Raw genomic sequence first — 13,965 nt, forward strand, 5'->3', positions numbered from 1 at the left:
TACCCAATTAAGATTTATTTTCTTTTCCAAGTATTTCTTCAATTTCGTTCTTTTCTAGGACTTCTTTTTGTAAAAGAGCGTTTGCCATTTCTTCGAGTAGGGGTTTCTTTTCGATGAGGATGTTTTTTGCATCCTCATAACAATGTTGAATCATTTCCAGTACTTCTTCATCGACAATTTGTTCTATTTTTTCGGAGCATTTGTACATGAGGTTATCCTGCCCGAGAAAACCAGGTGTTCCTTTATTGACTAGGGAAAAATTCGGTAAATTTTGGCTCATACCATATACGGTAATCATGTTACGCGCAATTTGTGCAACTCTTTCCAAATCGTTAGAAGCTCCTGTGGAAATATCACTAAAAATAATTTCCTCCGCAGCTCTTCCCCCTAGTAGCCCTTTAATTTTACCTAGTAGTTCTTCTTTCCCCATTAAATAACGATCTTCAAGAGGCATTTGTAATGTGTATCCTAGTGCACCAAACCCCCGTGGTACGATGGAAACTTTTTGTACCTCATCTGCTCCAGGAGTGAAATAACCAACAATGGCATGCCCAGACTCGTGATAAGCCACTATTTTGCGTTCTTTGGCATTGATCAATTTACTTTTCTTCTCAAGTCCAGCAACGACTCGTTCAATGGCATTTTCAAAATCTTGTTTGCTTACCTGGTCTTTATTTTTACGCGACGCGAGCAAGGCCGCTTCATTGGCAACGTTGGCAATGTCGGCACCAGCAAATCCTGGAGTCTGCGCGGCTAAATTATGAAAGTCGACATCATCGGCAAGAACGATATTGTGGCAATGTACCTTAAAGATATCGATGCGACCATTTAAATCAGGTTTATCAACTAGGACTTGCCGATCAAAGCGACCCGGACGTAAAAGTGCCTTATCCAGTAAGTCGGGACGATTTGTCGCGCCCATGATAATTACATTCGAGCCAGACTGAAATCCATCCATTTCAACGAGTAGTTGATTGAGAGTATTTTCTCGTTCATCGTATCCCCCGGATACGGAATGTCGCGAACGACTTTTACCAATCGCATCTATTTCATCGATAAAGATAATACACGGTGATTTTTGTTTGGCTTCTTTAAACAGGTCACGAACTCTTGCCGCTCCTACTCCCACAAACATTTCGATGAAATCTGAGCCACTGATGTTAAAAAAAGGAACTTCCGCCTCTCCGGCAACAGCTTTTGCCAACAAGGTTTTTCCCGTTCCTGGAGGACCAACGAGAAGAATCCCTTTGGGAAGCTTTCCTCCCAATCGCGTGTATTTATCGGGATTTTTGAGAAAATCGACTATTTCCTGTACCTCTTCCACGGCCTCATCAATCCCGGCTACCTCCTTGAAGGTAATCTGGCTTTTGAGATTTTCCGCTTGAATTTTCGCTTTGTTTTTACCGAGATTGAGAAATTGATTTTGCGTCGCACTAAAACGTCGAAAAATAAACGTCCATATAAGTATCATAAATCCTATGGGTAAAACCCAATTGAAAAAGAAATTCGATAGAAAATTAGATTCGATACGCCCTCGATAATCCACTTTGGCCGCCTGCAAATCTTCAATGAGTTTCTTGTCTTCTAAGCGAACTACGCGAAAATAACGCACGACCTTTTTCTCTATTTTTTGCGACTTGTCTTTCATACGGTTAGTTTTAGAGTCGCTTTGTGTGCTTGGTTGTGTCAAATCGGTCTTCTGCTCTTTGGGAGAATCCTTTAATTTTCCAACAATACTATTTGTGGAAAGTACGACACTTTCCATTCTACCCGCTGCGAGATAATCGCGAAATTCTTTGTAAGAGATTTCTTTCGTGGCTCTTGACGAAAACAACGTAGACTGTAGTAAAAGTAGTAAAGAAAAAAGAGCCAAATAATGCCATATTGTATATTTTTCTTGTCGTTTCATTTATTTTTACCGATAAAAAAGATTTTTGCTCATGAATGAATTTTAAAAAATGTTTAATCAACGCCGATTCTATTCGAAAAAGCTCCCAAGCGTATTAGACGCTCTTTCCCTTTCCATTTTATGCGCGGAGTAATCACCCCTGGGTAATTTTCGATCACACCTTTTTCCAGCAACATACCAAACATATCAACAACTTCCGCGTTCTCATCTTTCATTCCTCCGGGATTTGATTTATTATCCGTGAGGTTGGCAAAAAGATAATTGTATTTTACAGGGCTATTGTCCAACAGCTCAATTATTTTTGCTGCTTCTGCGTTTATTTCATGACCGCTCCACGCCATAATAACATGGTGGCAACGAATTTTCTGCCGACTAAAACCAAGAAAGAAATGTCTATCTTCACAAAAACCAGAGGTGAAAAACACACTTGCAGCTTTCTTACCGTTGACACGGGTAATTCGGTATGCTATTGTTCGCAAATCTCCAAATTCTAAGATATCGCCGTCCCCCATCATTCCATGATCCCAAACGTACATATCAATAACAAAATTACCAAAGCGATGGGTCTTTGCCGCAACAGAAAAGCCACTACCATTAATTTTGGTAAAGTACCTGTGGATATGATGAACATTGTAAAAGGTCGGGATAAAGATATCATCGCGAGGCGGTTTGAAATAATTGCTATCATAGCCCGGCTTACCATAATAAGGATCCTCATAAGCCTCACGACACATAATAACAGAAACTTTCTCCTTTTGCGCTTTGCCAGTAAGAGCCATTCCTGTTCGCATAAAATCGCGATCGGCGGTCGCTTTTATCCCACCTAAAATATACGGAATATCCCCTAGATGATTGCCATATTTATGAGAGGTTAAAATGCATTCCAATTTGAAACCACGTCGAATAAAGTGACGCAATACGTTTACCAGACGCACCACACGTTTGCGCTGCACTTTTGTATAATCAAAGTTACGTGTTCTACCAATTGTTGCTTTGCTCACATAACCATCAAACAAGAAAATTTGTTTATCAATGGGATTGACCATCACCCATGTAGAGCATCCTCCCCAGTACCAATACTGATAAGGTCCTGCTTTAAACCATGTTCCAATATCTGTAAAATATTTGCTATTGTACATCTGAACGCCCGGTGAAGGGTTATTGATGCACCGAACCCAATAGTAACAAATCTTTTGTTTACCGCGCGATGAGCGCATTCCCTTTACAGTAAGACGAAATTTTTCTGTTGGACGCAAATAAACTGTCCGGGAAGAACGTCTATTTTTACCACTGATGATTGCTTTTCCGCGCAATACCCATTTGTGACCACCTCGGACTTCTTCATGCCACTGCGCTTCCACAACCGTCTGGTCGTCCCCAACCCAGATGGAAAAGGCACGTAACCCATTTTGGGATGTATAGTGCCTGTCGGTCTTTCCTTCCCATACGCGGTACTTCTTCGTCTGCCCAGGACGAATTGCATACAAAGGTGTCATACACACAACAAGCGCGATTAGAGTAATTCGCATAAACATCTCAGAACTCCTATACTCAACATTAAGTCATATGTGTTAAGGTGTCTCACTAACATGTTTCGAAGCAATTAATGTTCCAATCTAATCAACATTAGCTATAGCATTGTAAAACTTCTATTTTTCGAGATGATTATTAGGAGGGCAGTACATTTTACAGGTTAATAATGCTACGAATCGCATCTGGATATTCTCTGATAGGATTTTCTTGTAAGGACAAATATTGTAGTTTATGTAACATGGTTATGCTCTCTGGTAGTTTTTGTATTTGATTTCGTCGCAATGTGAAAAGCCCTAAATTGGACAAGTACCCTATGGAATCTGGTAATTCTTTAATGAGATTGTCGTCTAAACGCAAAATGCGGAGGTTTTGCATTTTTCCTATTTCTGGCGGTAATTCGCATAGACTGTTTTTCTCGAGCTCTAGTCGATCTAAATGCATCAATTTTCCTATAGAGGAAGGTAGCATTTGTAAATTATTGTTCTTCGCGTCTAATACTTCTAAGCTCTGCAACTGACCGATTTCGCTGGGCAGTTCATTGAGTTTGTTGTGTTGTAGTTCTAGTTTTTTTAAATGTTGTAACTGTCCTACTTGGGGAGGCAACTCACGGAGCTTATTATTTTGTAGCTCTAGCGTTTGTAAGAGTCGTAATTGACCGATCTTTGCCGGTATTTTACGTAGCTTGTTACGAGACAAGTCCAAAAATCGTAGTTGTCTTAGATTACCTATTTGGTCACTAAGCGTACTTAATTTATTCATACCTAACCCGAGTTCTTGGAGATTTATAAGTTCATTCAAAATAACCGAAATATCTTTTACCTCATTGTCAAATAACTCAAGTGAACGTAACTTAGGTAATTGGAGTTGCTGTGGAAGTTGTTTAATTTTATTACGGCTCAAATCATATTTCTTTAAGTTTGGCAAGTGTGAAGTTGCTATGGGAAATGATGAAAGCTGGTTACGTCTAAGATCTAGGGCTATCAGTTTTTGCAGTTGCTGCATTTCTTCGGGTAAGTATGAAATTCGATTTTCACTTAGATACAGCATTTCGAGATTTTGTAGTTTGCCAATTTCGCTAGGCAATTCACTCATCTCATTGTTTGACAAATATAGTTTTTTGAGATGACGCAAGTTTTGCAGAGAAAGAGGAAAAGATTCAAAACGATTGTACTGCAAATTCAATGATTGTAGATGTAATTGATCTATATTTTGTGGAATGCTGTCGATATGATTATGAGATAAAGACAACACTTCAAGATTCTCGATTTGTAAAACTTCTAAAGGAAATGTATTTAGACCGTTCCCACTTAAGCTAAGATTTTTAAGATTCTTTAGTTTGGATATTTGTAAAGGAAGACTTGTAATTTTGTTAAATCCAAGTTCGAGTACCGTTAATTTTTTTAATTGGGATATTTCCGGTGGTACTACGTCAATATCATTGTGTTTGCAACACAACTCCTGTAGTTCTGCCATCTCGAAAACGTAATCAGGAATTTTTTGTAGCTTTTGGGAGGACAAATCCAAGCGAAATTTTTCGGAAAACCCACAGTTTTCAAAACGACAATCTGATACATCTGTAAACGTAACACTACTACGAAAACTACAATTCTTAAAAGTAGACTTTTGAATAGAATATTTGTCTTCCTTCAAATAAAAAGTACATGCATCATAGGTGGTATTGCTATCTAGTTCTTTCAATACTTTTGATTTTACTTTTCGCATCGACAATCCTCCGTAGTTGTCTGTCTCGTAGAATCGGAGTTTACTCACGCATCACTTTGTAGTTCTTGACGAACCTCTTGCAAAACCTTTCCCAACAAGTTTAAACCGTTCCACTTTGTCTCGTCGTATGCTTCTTCCTGATTGGCGGCAAAACCTATTCCCCATATTTTATCGAGAGGACTTGCTTCTACCAACGTTCGATTTTCCGTTTCCAACAGGGCTTGTTTTAAATCGAGATTCTGTGAAAATTTGGCCATGTTACCTCGAAAAACGATTGCAAACCTTTCTTCAAGCCACGTTTTTTCTTTAAATCCGCGAACGCGCTTTCCTAGCTTTTTTTGCTCACGAGGACAATCGCTTTCCATAATCAATTTTTCGTTTTTTTCGTCTTGGAATAAACGTGCCTTTTCTGCCATCATGTATTGTTCTGCACAATTGTAGTGCACACCATCCACCTCAAAAGGAGAAAGTGTCCACTGTCCAAAAGCACACGGAGGTTTCCAGAACAAAACAAAAGAATCACTAACCACCACTTGTGTACCGTCAAAATCGGCAAAAGCGTCTGGAGTGTATTTTGCAATGCGAATGTATTCGGACATTATATTTCCTTTCTAAAATACAAGATTATGAAGAGTCTTGTTAACGTACGATAAAACATACATAAAATTATGTCATAAAGTTAAGAATCAGCCACGGCATGCTATTTGCCTATTAAATTAATATAAAAGAACGTTTACCTTTTTTGTTAAAAACGGAGGCGAGGAAATCCTTGTAAAAATATGAGAAAATATCAAAATAGCTGGTTAAGAGTGGTATTTTGTTGTTTATTTTTGCTTCACACTGTTAACGCCCAGGAGTGGGAAAGTAGTGCATCTACCATAAAGAAAGATAATACTTTCATTTTAAAAGTAACCACCAAAACTTCAGGTGTAGAAAATGCCGATACGGATGACCGAGTATACATTTTTCTCAATGGTAATCAAGACCTCAAACGAGAATTAGATACCGAAAAAAATGATTTGGAAAGCAATGCAACCGATGTATTTACTTTTCGCTTTGATTATCCGATGTCCAAAGTTCACAACATTCTGCTGCGCTTTCGAGGAGGAGACGCGTGGTTATGTGAAAATATTTCTTTTCAGTTCATTCGCGGCGAGGCTGTCAAAACGTACGATTTTAAAGTCCATAAGTGGTTTTCTACAGACAAAGCGGATCAAAAAGAGATAAACGCCACAACACATGAACTTTTTCCGATTCTCGATTGGCAGCAAATAGAGGGCGATGATTTTATTTTGAAAGTCATGACGCAAACCGGATTATCTAAAGAAGCGAAAAGTGATGACGACATGCACCTCTATATCAACGGAGAAGAAGCGCACAAGCACGTTTTGGACACCTTTTTAGACGATTTTGAAAGTGGCAGTAGCGATGTATTTTTTTTACCTTTTGACTACCCTGTCTCAAAGATAAAGTATTTATTACTTCGTTGTGACGGTGACGATGCGTGGTTATGTGAAAATATTTCTTTTCAATTGATTCGCGGAAATCGCAAATCTAAAGTGTATTCTTTTTCGCAGAGTACATGGTTCTCGCAAGAAAAAAAGCCACAGCTTTTTGCCAGTAAATCATTTCCATTGACTCATGAGTGGCAGGTACGTCTTAGTGAAGAGCAAAAAAGAGCCGAAAGAAAAAGCATACAACAGAAAATAGTCAATGCGAAGCAACAAATAAGAGAAACAAAAAAACAACTTCGTTTGGCAAAGAAAAAACTAAAAGCATGGCTTAGAGAAGCTAAAGAATTGAAAAAAGTGGCAAAAGATAACATTGCTAACGCGACAGAAAGGCAAGAGAAAGCACTTCAAGATCGGCGAAATTCACAGGCATTGAGAGACAGTTATATGGAAGAAATGCAGAGTGCCAGTGATGCCAGGCGACGTGATATAGAAGAAAGTTTAAAAAGAAAGATAAAACAACTTCGCGAAAATGAAAAAGAATTACAAAAAGCCAATAAATCGCTACGTGAAAAGAAAAAAGCTCTTTTAGACATCGAAGAAAAAACGCGTAGTCTTTATCAAAAAGTAAACGCTCTCGAAGAGTACATCAAAGAACTTCAAGAGCTAATTGATTTTCTAAAACGACGAATAAAAAATTTCGACTAGATGAACAAACTGAACAGGATAATTGGTTTTTCATCCTGTTCAGTTTGTAAAATAAAAGACAAAGCCACTAACTATTTGCGGCTCTTTCTTCGACTTAGTCCAAAAAAGAGTAGTCCCACGATAATTGCCAAATAAGTAGATGGTTCAGGAACAGTGTTTGTGAATAGATTGATCGATAAATTATCCACAGTAAAATTTTCCCCTATATCGTTAAGACCTAAAACAAATCTCAAATCACTCGTTAAATCAATAGGGTTTGCCACCGTAAATTGAGAAACGGATACACCATTAAATGACGTATTTATAGTGACATCTCCACCGGAGAATACAAATGTAGACTCCAGTAATCCTTGTTCGCCAAAATTGTGTAGAGGAGCGGAGATCCCTTGGTCATTTCGAGCATCGAAATTGTTTCTGTTACCATTAAAGGTAGTACCTGTCATATCTTCTAAACGAAAGTTTGCAACATTACCTTCATCAACAATAAATATTCCGGTACTAATATCGGAACTATCTAGTAATGCATAGAAAATATCTAAATCTCCTGCAGAAGATCGCGTTTGTGTTGATGAGATAGAAAAAGTAATGTCCTCTGTTGGGTTTATTTGTCCTGCTGAAGCCACAAATAACTCTAAATTCATAAAACCGGGTGTGGTTTGCGTTATACTGAGTGAAGTACCAACTTCAGAAAAGCTAGCATTTTTCTTATTAATACTATTATTCTGATTAATTTCTTGTCCTGTTAGATCTAGACTAAAAATAGTTTCACAAAAAATATTTGGAGTTGTCAACATCAGTAAAAATATCATTAGTTTTTGGAACATAATATTCTAAATCCTTTGTTAAAGTCAATAATGGGTATATCATCACAATTTACGAAAAAGCCAAACTTTTAGGTGGAAAATACTTCAACTTCGCATGCCTAAAAATCAGGATACAAAACCCCAGTATGAAGATAAAATAAGTACTAGGCTCAGGAATGGGACCTGAATTAACAAACGTAATTCCTTGGGCTCCCTGAGCTTCACTTGGTTCAATGAGGTCGAGTAAATCATCACCGAAAGTAAGTCTGAATTGAGGGACTCCTATAGTGGGAAGCCCACTAATAGCGGAAAAAAAATCAATTAAGTCATCAGGGTTTAAATTCAAACTACCATCAAAATCATAAACAAAGCTCACTGCTTGAGCGTAACCAATATTGGTGTTTTCAAACAAACTATCACTTTGTATACTGAAACCACTAAAAGAGGCTGTACTTGTATTACTTGTTCTAATCGTAAACCCTGTTAAAAAATTATCAGCACCAGAATCTGAGCCTGTTATTCGTAGAGTACCATTAGCATCAAAAAAATTACCAGCGCCTTGACGAACATCACTGTCTATAATTTCATTAGGATTAAAAGTTACTTCAAAATTCACATCTTCGCCGTTCTGATACCCAAGACCCATATCGTCAACTTGTATATAACGCGCGGTAAACGATATACTTTCACACCAGACAGGTGCAGAGAGTAGCAATATAAAAAAGTAGAGTAGTTTTTTGTTCATATGCAATACCTCAAAAGTTTTAACGAAACTTCTCACACTTAAAAACTAACATTTTCATTTCCATGTTCATGTTGTTTATATCTCTACAACTTCTTTAACGAAATCAAAGCCTGAAAATATTCTATGCGAAAAAGCATAAAAAATACACAAAAAAACAATTCGCAAACACTAAAAGCAGTATATATAAATATACTCTTACGAATTATGTAGATGTTGTTTAAGGCTCTAGGGTATGGTGTATATTATATATTAGAGTATAGACTGAAAAACTTTTGGCGTGGAATCTATTGAGGAAAAGTGAAAATAGTTGCTCGGGTTAACCTTGACAATTTAGAATTGAAGGTAAAACGATAAAATAAAATTCTAGGTGTGTTTTTACCTAGCATAGGCTAAGATAAAAGCCTTTACGGAATAGAACTTGTAAATATTCGCTAGAATAGAAAATTTGAACAGCGCTGCCTATTGTTCAGATGTCACCATACATAGATGAAAAACTACAACTATAGAAGAGCGTCATGCAAAAATATCAACAACTTTTACAAAACGGTAACTGGCCTTTTCCCGTGAAAAATAGTCCTTTTTTTTATGGATGGGCGATCGTCGGTTTTGGAACATTGGGAATCCTAATGAGTATTCCCGGACAAACAATCGGCGTGTCTGCCTTTACAGACCCGTTAATCGAGGCTTTACAAATTTCAAGAACAGAGCTAAGTCTAGCATATATGTTCGGGACAATAGGTAGTGCGCTACTATTGACCAAAATGGGTTTTTTCTATGATCGCTGGGGGGCACGTACTGTCATCTGCCTCGCGAGCCTTGTTCTCGGATTTACCCTGCTAACGCTTAGCCAAATAGACCGCATTGGCTTGACAATACACAACATACTATTTTTTGTGCCCGCCAAATGGTGCATCTTCTTTGCTATCTTTTGTGGATTTTTGTTCTTGCGATTGTCAGGACAAGGTGTACTCACGATGGCGTCACGCAATATGATACAAGCTTGGTTTCACTATAAACGTGGCTTCGCAAATGGTATAAAAAGCATTTTTACCTCTCTTCTTTTTTCTTCTTCGCCGTTAATACTTTCCGTTCTTATTGAAGAGTTTACTTGGCGCGGAACATGGATAATTTTAGCGGCATTTATTGGCATCGGTTTTACGATCGTTTCTGCTATTTTTAATCGCAACACCCCTCAAAGCTGCGGCCTTATACCGGATGGTCAAAAATTTGAGAAGGAGCAATTTTCGCGTATAGAAAAAAAATCATGGACATTACATGAGGTTTACAAAGACTCTGTATTTTGGCTGTACGCAATAAGTCTTTGTCTGTACTCCTTTTTATTCACTGCCGTAACATTTCATATTACGGTATTTTTTGCCGAATCAGGACGCGATCCCAAACAAGCTTTTACTATATTTTTACCTATTTCCATTATTTCGATGACCGTCAATTTTATTGCGAGCTGGATCAGTGATTATTTACGTCTTAAACATCTACTAGTTACAATGCTCATTAGTTTTATCATGATTCTCGTAAGCCTTCTCTATCTTGGACAACCTTGGGGTTATGGACTACTAATTGTTAGCTCTGGTTTTAGTGGGGGAATTTTTATCTTACTGATTAGCGTTACCTGGCCACGTTTTTATGGATTGGGGCATTTGGGAAGTATCAGCGGTTTTGCTGGCTCGATGATGGTGTTTGGTAGTGCCATAGGACCCGCTTTTTTTAGTCTTTCTCTCGACTGGTCGGGGAGTTTTCACGCTTTAGAGAAATTGTGTATTTTTATATTTGCGGCCATGTTATCGTGGGCTATTGTCCATAAAAATCCTCAGGATACCATAGCGTAAAATGTAATACAAAAGATCGAACAAAATTACAAGTAACTGAGTCTGACACAAATTTCAATCATCGAGCAACTAACAGTGCACCCGCAGCGCAGGAGGTAAAACCATGAGCAAAACATCGGAATACAAAAAGAAATTGATTACCGCGAAGGTAAAAGAAAAAGAAACGCTACTACTTTCCACTTTTCATCATAAGCACGCAGAAAGAGCCCGTGCTATCGTAGACGACATAGAAGAACGTGCATTTCGCCTTGTAGAGTTACAAGCTCCCTCCTGGGGAAACGAACTTGTTGACATAAAAACCCTAGTTGACCAACTAAAAAAAGGTGAAATTAACATAGATGAATTTGTCGAACTGGGCGAAGAGATTCATCCACGAGAAGGGCATATGCGCGTAATAAAAAGTAAAACGTTACGCGCCGTAGAGCCGCATACCGAGTACCGCGGTTGCACTTTTTACTTGGAAGGTCCACAGTGCCTCGATGATTGTGTTTTTGATAACTGTTCTTTTCGCGGTAAATTGCACTATGTGGAGAATATAGAAAAGGGAGCGTATCCTAGTTTTCGCAACTGTAGCTTTAATTGCAACAATGTCGCTTGCGAAATCATAGATAGAGACATATGTGATTATAAAAATACAGAAATAGGCAAATTGTTAGCCATAACACGACACCTAAAGATCACGCAACTTTACCAACAAGACGACAAAATGAAAATCAATATGCACTTACCCAAAATAAAAACAGTAGACCTATCCGCATACGAATCTTACCGCAAAATACCCGTTGACTGGTTTGAACGATTTCCCACTTTACAGCGAGTTACGTTGCCTGCGGATTCAGGGTTCCAACTTGGGTTAGTTCGAGAGCTTGTAAAAAATAACTTGCGCATAGGACGTAAAAGAACAGGTGAATACACATTTACGCGAATCAACCGCAAAACATCGTCGTAGAACGATGTGACCTCAATATTCAAACACTGTTGCAACTATTTTATTAAGTAAGGCCAAAACAAAAAGAGTGCATACAACTAATTTCTTTTTCGAGAATATCCTAAAACAACAAGAACAGCGATAGATAACAGCAGGATAGAGCTAGGTTCTGGTACGTTAGCTTGGCTATTACGAGGAGCATTTAGAGCATTTAATATGAGTTGATTTGTTCCTGGACTACGACCAATACCTCCGTAATCTCCCCAATCATAGGCAATTGCGAGAACGTATCCTTGATCCGCAGCGCCTCCAACGATAGCCGCTGCACCACCAGGACGCGTCGCCAAAACATCGACCTCTGGGCCAGTTGAGTTAAAATCGCGGAAAAATTGTGTTGCTCCGTTTGCGGAATAACTATCTCCAATTCCTTCGGCTAAAAAATCTCCCTCTGGAGTGAAGGTAACAGCTAAATCGTTTCCTTTGAATCCACCGCCATAAATCGAAGCATTCAAAAGATTTCCCGTATTGATCGCCCAGTCAGCACCTGTCCATTCTGTGACAAGTAGACCTCCGCCGAATACAAAATCTCTAACGTTACTATCTCCATTTGTTCGCAGTAAAAAAAGAGCATCAAGATCAGCTAGATCGCTAGATGTGTTTGCGACTTGAGTGATATTGTGTCCATTACCTTGCAATACATTCTCAAGACCTGCGCGACCATTAGTACCAATTATTCCGATGCTAAGAGCAGATAATGAACTGATGGAAAGAAATGATAAAACCATTACTATTGTTTTCTTCATTGTGTAACTCCTTTGTTAAGCATGGTATTTTTTGTACAGTAGGCATGCGAAAGGAATTTGTCGGCCGCAACACAAGTAAAGGTATTGATCCCAGTAATTTTACATTGATGTAAAGGCCCAGAGTTTTATTGCTCTGTTATATATTCCTTGTGTTATGATCGGAATAATTTCAAAGAGCGTTATAGGCAAATTTATTATTTTTAAATATTACCGTAACTATATTCATGTTTTCTTCTTGTATTTGTTCTATTTAAGAGCAATAAATATTCATAAAAATATCTTTGCTACAATAAAAAAAGGGCAATTCTATCGCTTTTGCTGATAGAATTGCCCTTTTATTGTTTGTATTCCTTGAATAACAAAGATGCCTCGACTTAATAACCAAGACAAAACTAAAATCTATATCAATATTATCCTAAACAACGACATCAATAGTTTTTGTTATTTCTTTGGGTAGTTCTGTTATATTTGTTCCGCTTAAATCTATAGTTCGCAAAGAAGAGATTTGCCCAATCTCTTTTGGCAACTCTGTTATTCTTGTCCCACCTAAATCTAAAACTTTAAGAGAAGAGAGTTGTCCAATTTCTTTTGGTAAAACATCGATACAAGTACCGCTCAAATATAAATGAGTAAGAGAAGAAAGTTGCCCGATCTCATTTGGCAACTCTCTTATTTTTGCACCACGCAAATTTAACTGCGTAAGAGAAGAAAGTCCTAGTATTTCCGGTGGTAGCTTTGTGATTTCTGAACATTCTAAATCCAGGTGAGTAAGGGAAGATAATCTTCTTATTTCCCATGGTAGCTTTGTGATTTCCGCACTTTGTAAATTCAGGTGTGTAAGAGAAGAAAGCATCCCGAGTCCAAGTGGTAGTCTCTTTGCGTAAGCCAAATTAAGGCAAAACCTATTTGAAAAGTTACAGTTTTCAAAAAAACAATCTTTTATTTCGTCCAACACGATATCTGTACGGAAACTACAATTTTCAAAAGTACAATGTGCTATTTGGTATGTATCGTCTTCTTTTAAGAAAAAAGTACAACCATGATACGAGGTACTATTTTCGATTGTTTCTAATGATTTAGATTTTATTGTTTTTTTGCGTGTCAAAGAAGCATCGTTCTTATTTAAGATATTACGAACCGCATCTTCTAAAGTATTATGCATTTTAAAAGGTATCCCGAGCATATCAAAAAGGCTCGAGACTTTTTCGGGGACTTGGATAAGAACCATTTTTCCACCAAAAATGCTAAATTTATCATCAAAACCGAACAGGCAAGCTATAGCGCCACTATTCATGATGGTGACACCCGAAATATCGACAATAATATGATTTATGTCTTGGCTCAAGGTATTCTCAAGATATTCATCTAATGTGAAATCGTGATTATAAGACTTCATTTCTCCAATAACTTTAACATGTCGGATTTTTGGTAAATCAGGTAACTCTAAATCTTCTGTTTGGTAATATAGCATTGCGTTTATCCTTCTGACAAGATTCACCATGATGGACTTTTAATA

Annotated in this window: 11 protein-coding genes; 3 read left to right on the forward strand and 8 right to left on the reverse strand. The window is 37.8% G+C overall.

Annotated features, from left to right (window positions below; all coding sequences use genetic code 11):
• Window positions 1–7: 7 nt before the first annotated feature.
• The 4 genes from ftsH to UABAM_RS14275 all read right to left on the reverse strand — a co-directional run bounded on the left by ftsH (window position 8) and on the right by UABAM_RS14275 (window position 5,763).
• Entirely contained in the window at window positions 8–1,909 is a 1,902-nt protein-coding gene (ftsH, locus tag UABAM_RS14260) for an ATP-dependent zinc metalloprotease FtsH (RefSeq protein ID WP_151968676.1), read from the reverse strand.
• Between the two features lie 53 nt (window positions 1,910–1,962).
• Window positions 1,963–3,444: a hypothetical protein gene (locus UABAM_RS14265; protein ID WP_151968677.1), complete on the reverse strand. Its 1,482-nt coding sequence runs from the start codon at window positions 3,442–3,444 to the stop codon at window positions 1,963–1,965.
• Window positions 3,445–3,595: 151 nt separating this feature from the next.
• Window positions 3,596–5,164, reverse strand: a complete 1,569-nt coding sequence (locus tag UABAM_RS14270; protein ID WP_151968678.1) for a leucine-rich repeat domain-containing protein — start codon at window positions 5,162–5,164, stop codon at window positions 3,596–3,598.
• Window positions 5,165–5,208: 44 nt separating this feature from the next.
• Window positions 5,209–5,763, reverse strand: coding sequence for an NADAR family protein (locus UABAM_RS14275; RefSeq protein ID WP_151968679.1), 555 nt, complete (start codon window positions 5,761–5,763; stop codon window positions 5,209–5,211).
• Between the two features lie 180 nt (window positions 5,764–5,943).
• On the opposite strand from UABAM_RS14275, the gene UABAM_RS14280 reads away from it, so the two are divergent.
• The gene (locus UABAM_RS14280) at window positions 5,944–7,323 is read left to right on the forward strand and encodes a PLAT/LH2 domain-containing protein (RefSeq protein ID WP_151968680.1); all 1,380 of its coding nucleotides are present in this window, start codon (window positions 5,944–5,946) and stop codon (window positions 7,321–7,323) included.
• A 71-nt stretch (window positions 7,324–7,394) separates the two neighbouring features.
• Here the strand turns inward: UABAM_RS14280 and UABAM_RS14285 are convergent, their stop codons facing one another.
• Window positions 7,395–8,147 (reverse strand): PEP-CTERM sorting domain-containing protein, encoded by a 753-nt coding sequence (locus UABAM_RS14285; RefSeq protein ID WP_151968681.1) that lies wholly within the window; start codon window positions 8,145–8,147, stop codon window positions 7,395–7,397.
• 49 nt (window positions 8,148–8,196) lie between these two features.
• The gene (locus UABAM_RS14290; protein ID WP_151968682.1) at window positions 8,197–8,871 is read right to left on the reverse strand and encodes a hypothetical protein; all 675 of its coding nucleotides are present in this window, start codon (window positions 8,869–8,871) and stop codon (window positions 8,197–8,199) included.
• Between the two features lie 515 nt (window positions 8,872–9,386).
• Between UABAM_RS14290 and UABAM_RS14295 the strand changes: the two genes are divergently transcribed.
• Complete coding sequence (locus tag UABAM_RS14295; RefSeq protein ID WP_151968683.1) at window positions 9,387–10,718, forward strand: MFS transporter; 1,332 nt, start codon at window positions 9,387–9,389, stop codon at window positions 10,716–10,718.
• Window positions 10,719–10,821: 103 nt separating this feature from the next.
• On the forward strand, window positions 10,822–11,667 hold the full coding sequence (locus tag UABAM_RS14300) for a hypothetical protein (RefSeq protein ID WP_151968684.1): 846 nt from the start codon (window positions 10,822–10,824) through the stop codon (window positions 11,665–11,667).
• A gap of 77 nt (window positions 11,668–11,744) precedes the next feature.
• On the opposite strand, the gene UABAM_RS14305 is transcribed toward UABAM_RS14300, so the two are convergent.
• Together UABAM_RS14305 and UABAM_RS14310 are read right to left on the reverse strand one after the other, a co-directional pair.
• Window positions 11,745–12,449, reverse strand: a complete 705-nt coding sequence (locus tag UABAM_RS14305) for a PEP-CTERM sorting domain-containing protein (protein ID WP_151968685.1) — start codon at window positions 12,447–12,449, stop codon at window positions 11,745–11,747.
• A 415-nt stretch (window positions 12,450–12,864) separates the two neighbouring features.
• Window positions 12,865–13,920 carry a leucine-rich repeat domain-containing protein gene (locus tag UABAM_RS14310; protein WP_173013322.1) on the reverse strand — a complete coding sequence of 352 codons (1,056 nt, stop codon included), beginning with the start codon at window positions 13,918–13,920 and terminating at the stop codon, window positions 12,865–12,867.
• Window positions 13,921–13,965 lie beyond the last annotated feature (45 nt).

The sequence above is a fragment of the Candidatus Uabimicrobium amorphum genome, assembly GCF_009002475.1.
GTDB classification, from domain to species: Bacteria; Planctomycetota; Uabimicrobiia; order Uabimicrobiales; family Uabimicrobiaceae; genus Uabimicrobium; species Uabimicrobium amorphum.

What these genes read in the sequence shown, in the direction of transcription:
- UABAM_RS14270 (WP_151968678.1), bottom strand. Translation starts at nt 5,164, where the DNA reads ATGCGAAAAGTAAAATCAAAAGTATTGAAAGAACTAGATAGCAATACC.
- UABAM_RS14280 (WP_151968680.1), top strand. Translation starts at nt 5,944, where the DNA reads ATGAGAAAATATCAAAATAGCTGGTTAAGAGTGGTATTTTGTTGTTTA.
- UABAM_RS14300 (WP_151968684.1), top strand. Translation starts at nt 10,822, where the DNA reads ATGAGCAAAACATCGGAATACAAAAAGAAATTGATTACCGCGAAGGTA.
- UABAM_RS14275 (WP_151968679.1), bottom strand. Translation starts at nt 5,763, where the DNA reads ATGTCCGAATACATTCGCATTGCAAAATACACTCCAGACGCTTTTGCC.
- UABAM_RS14285 (WP_151968681.1), bottom strand. Translation starts at nt 8,147, where the DNA reads ATGTTCCAAAAACTAATGATATTTTTACTGATGTTGACAACTCCAAAT.
- ftsH (WP_151968676.1), bottom strand. Translation starts at nt 1,909, where the DNA reads ATGAAACGACAAGAAAAATATACAATATGGCATTATTTGGCTCTTTTT.
- UABAM_RS14305 (WP_151968685.1), bottom strand. Translation starts at nt 12,449, where the DNA reads ATGAAGAAAACAATAGTAATGGTTTTATCATTTCTTTCCATCAGTTCA.
- UABAM_RS14265 (WP_151968677.1), bottom strand. Translation starts at nt 3,444, where the DNA reads ATGTTTATGCGAATTACTCTAATCGCGCTTGTTGTGTGTATGACACCT.
- UABAM_RS14310 (WP_173013322.1), bottom strand. Translation starts at nt 13,920, where the DNA reads ATGCTATATTACCAAACAGAAGATTTAGAGTTACCTGATTTACCAAAA.
- UABAM_RS14295 (WP_151968683.1), top strand. Translation starts at nt 9,387, where the DNA reads ATGCAAAAATATCAACAACTTTTACAAAACGGTAACTGGCCTTTTCCC.
- UABAM_RS14290 (WP_151968682.1), bottom strand. Translation starts at nt 8,871, where the DNA reads ATGAACAAAAAACTACTCTACTTTTTTATATTGCTACTCTCTGCACCT.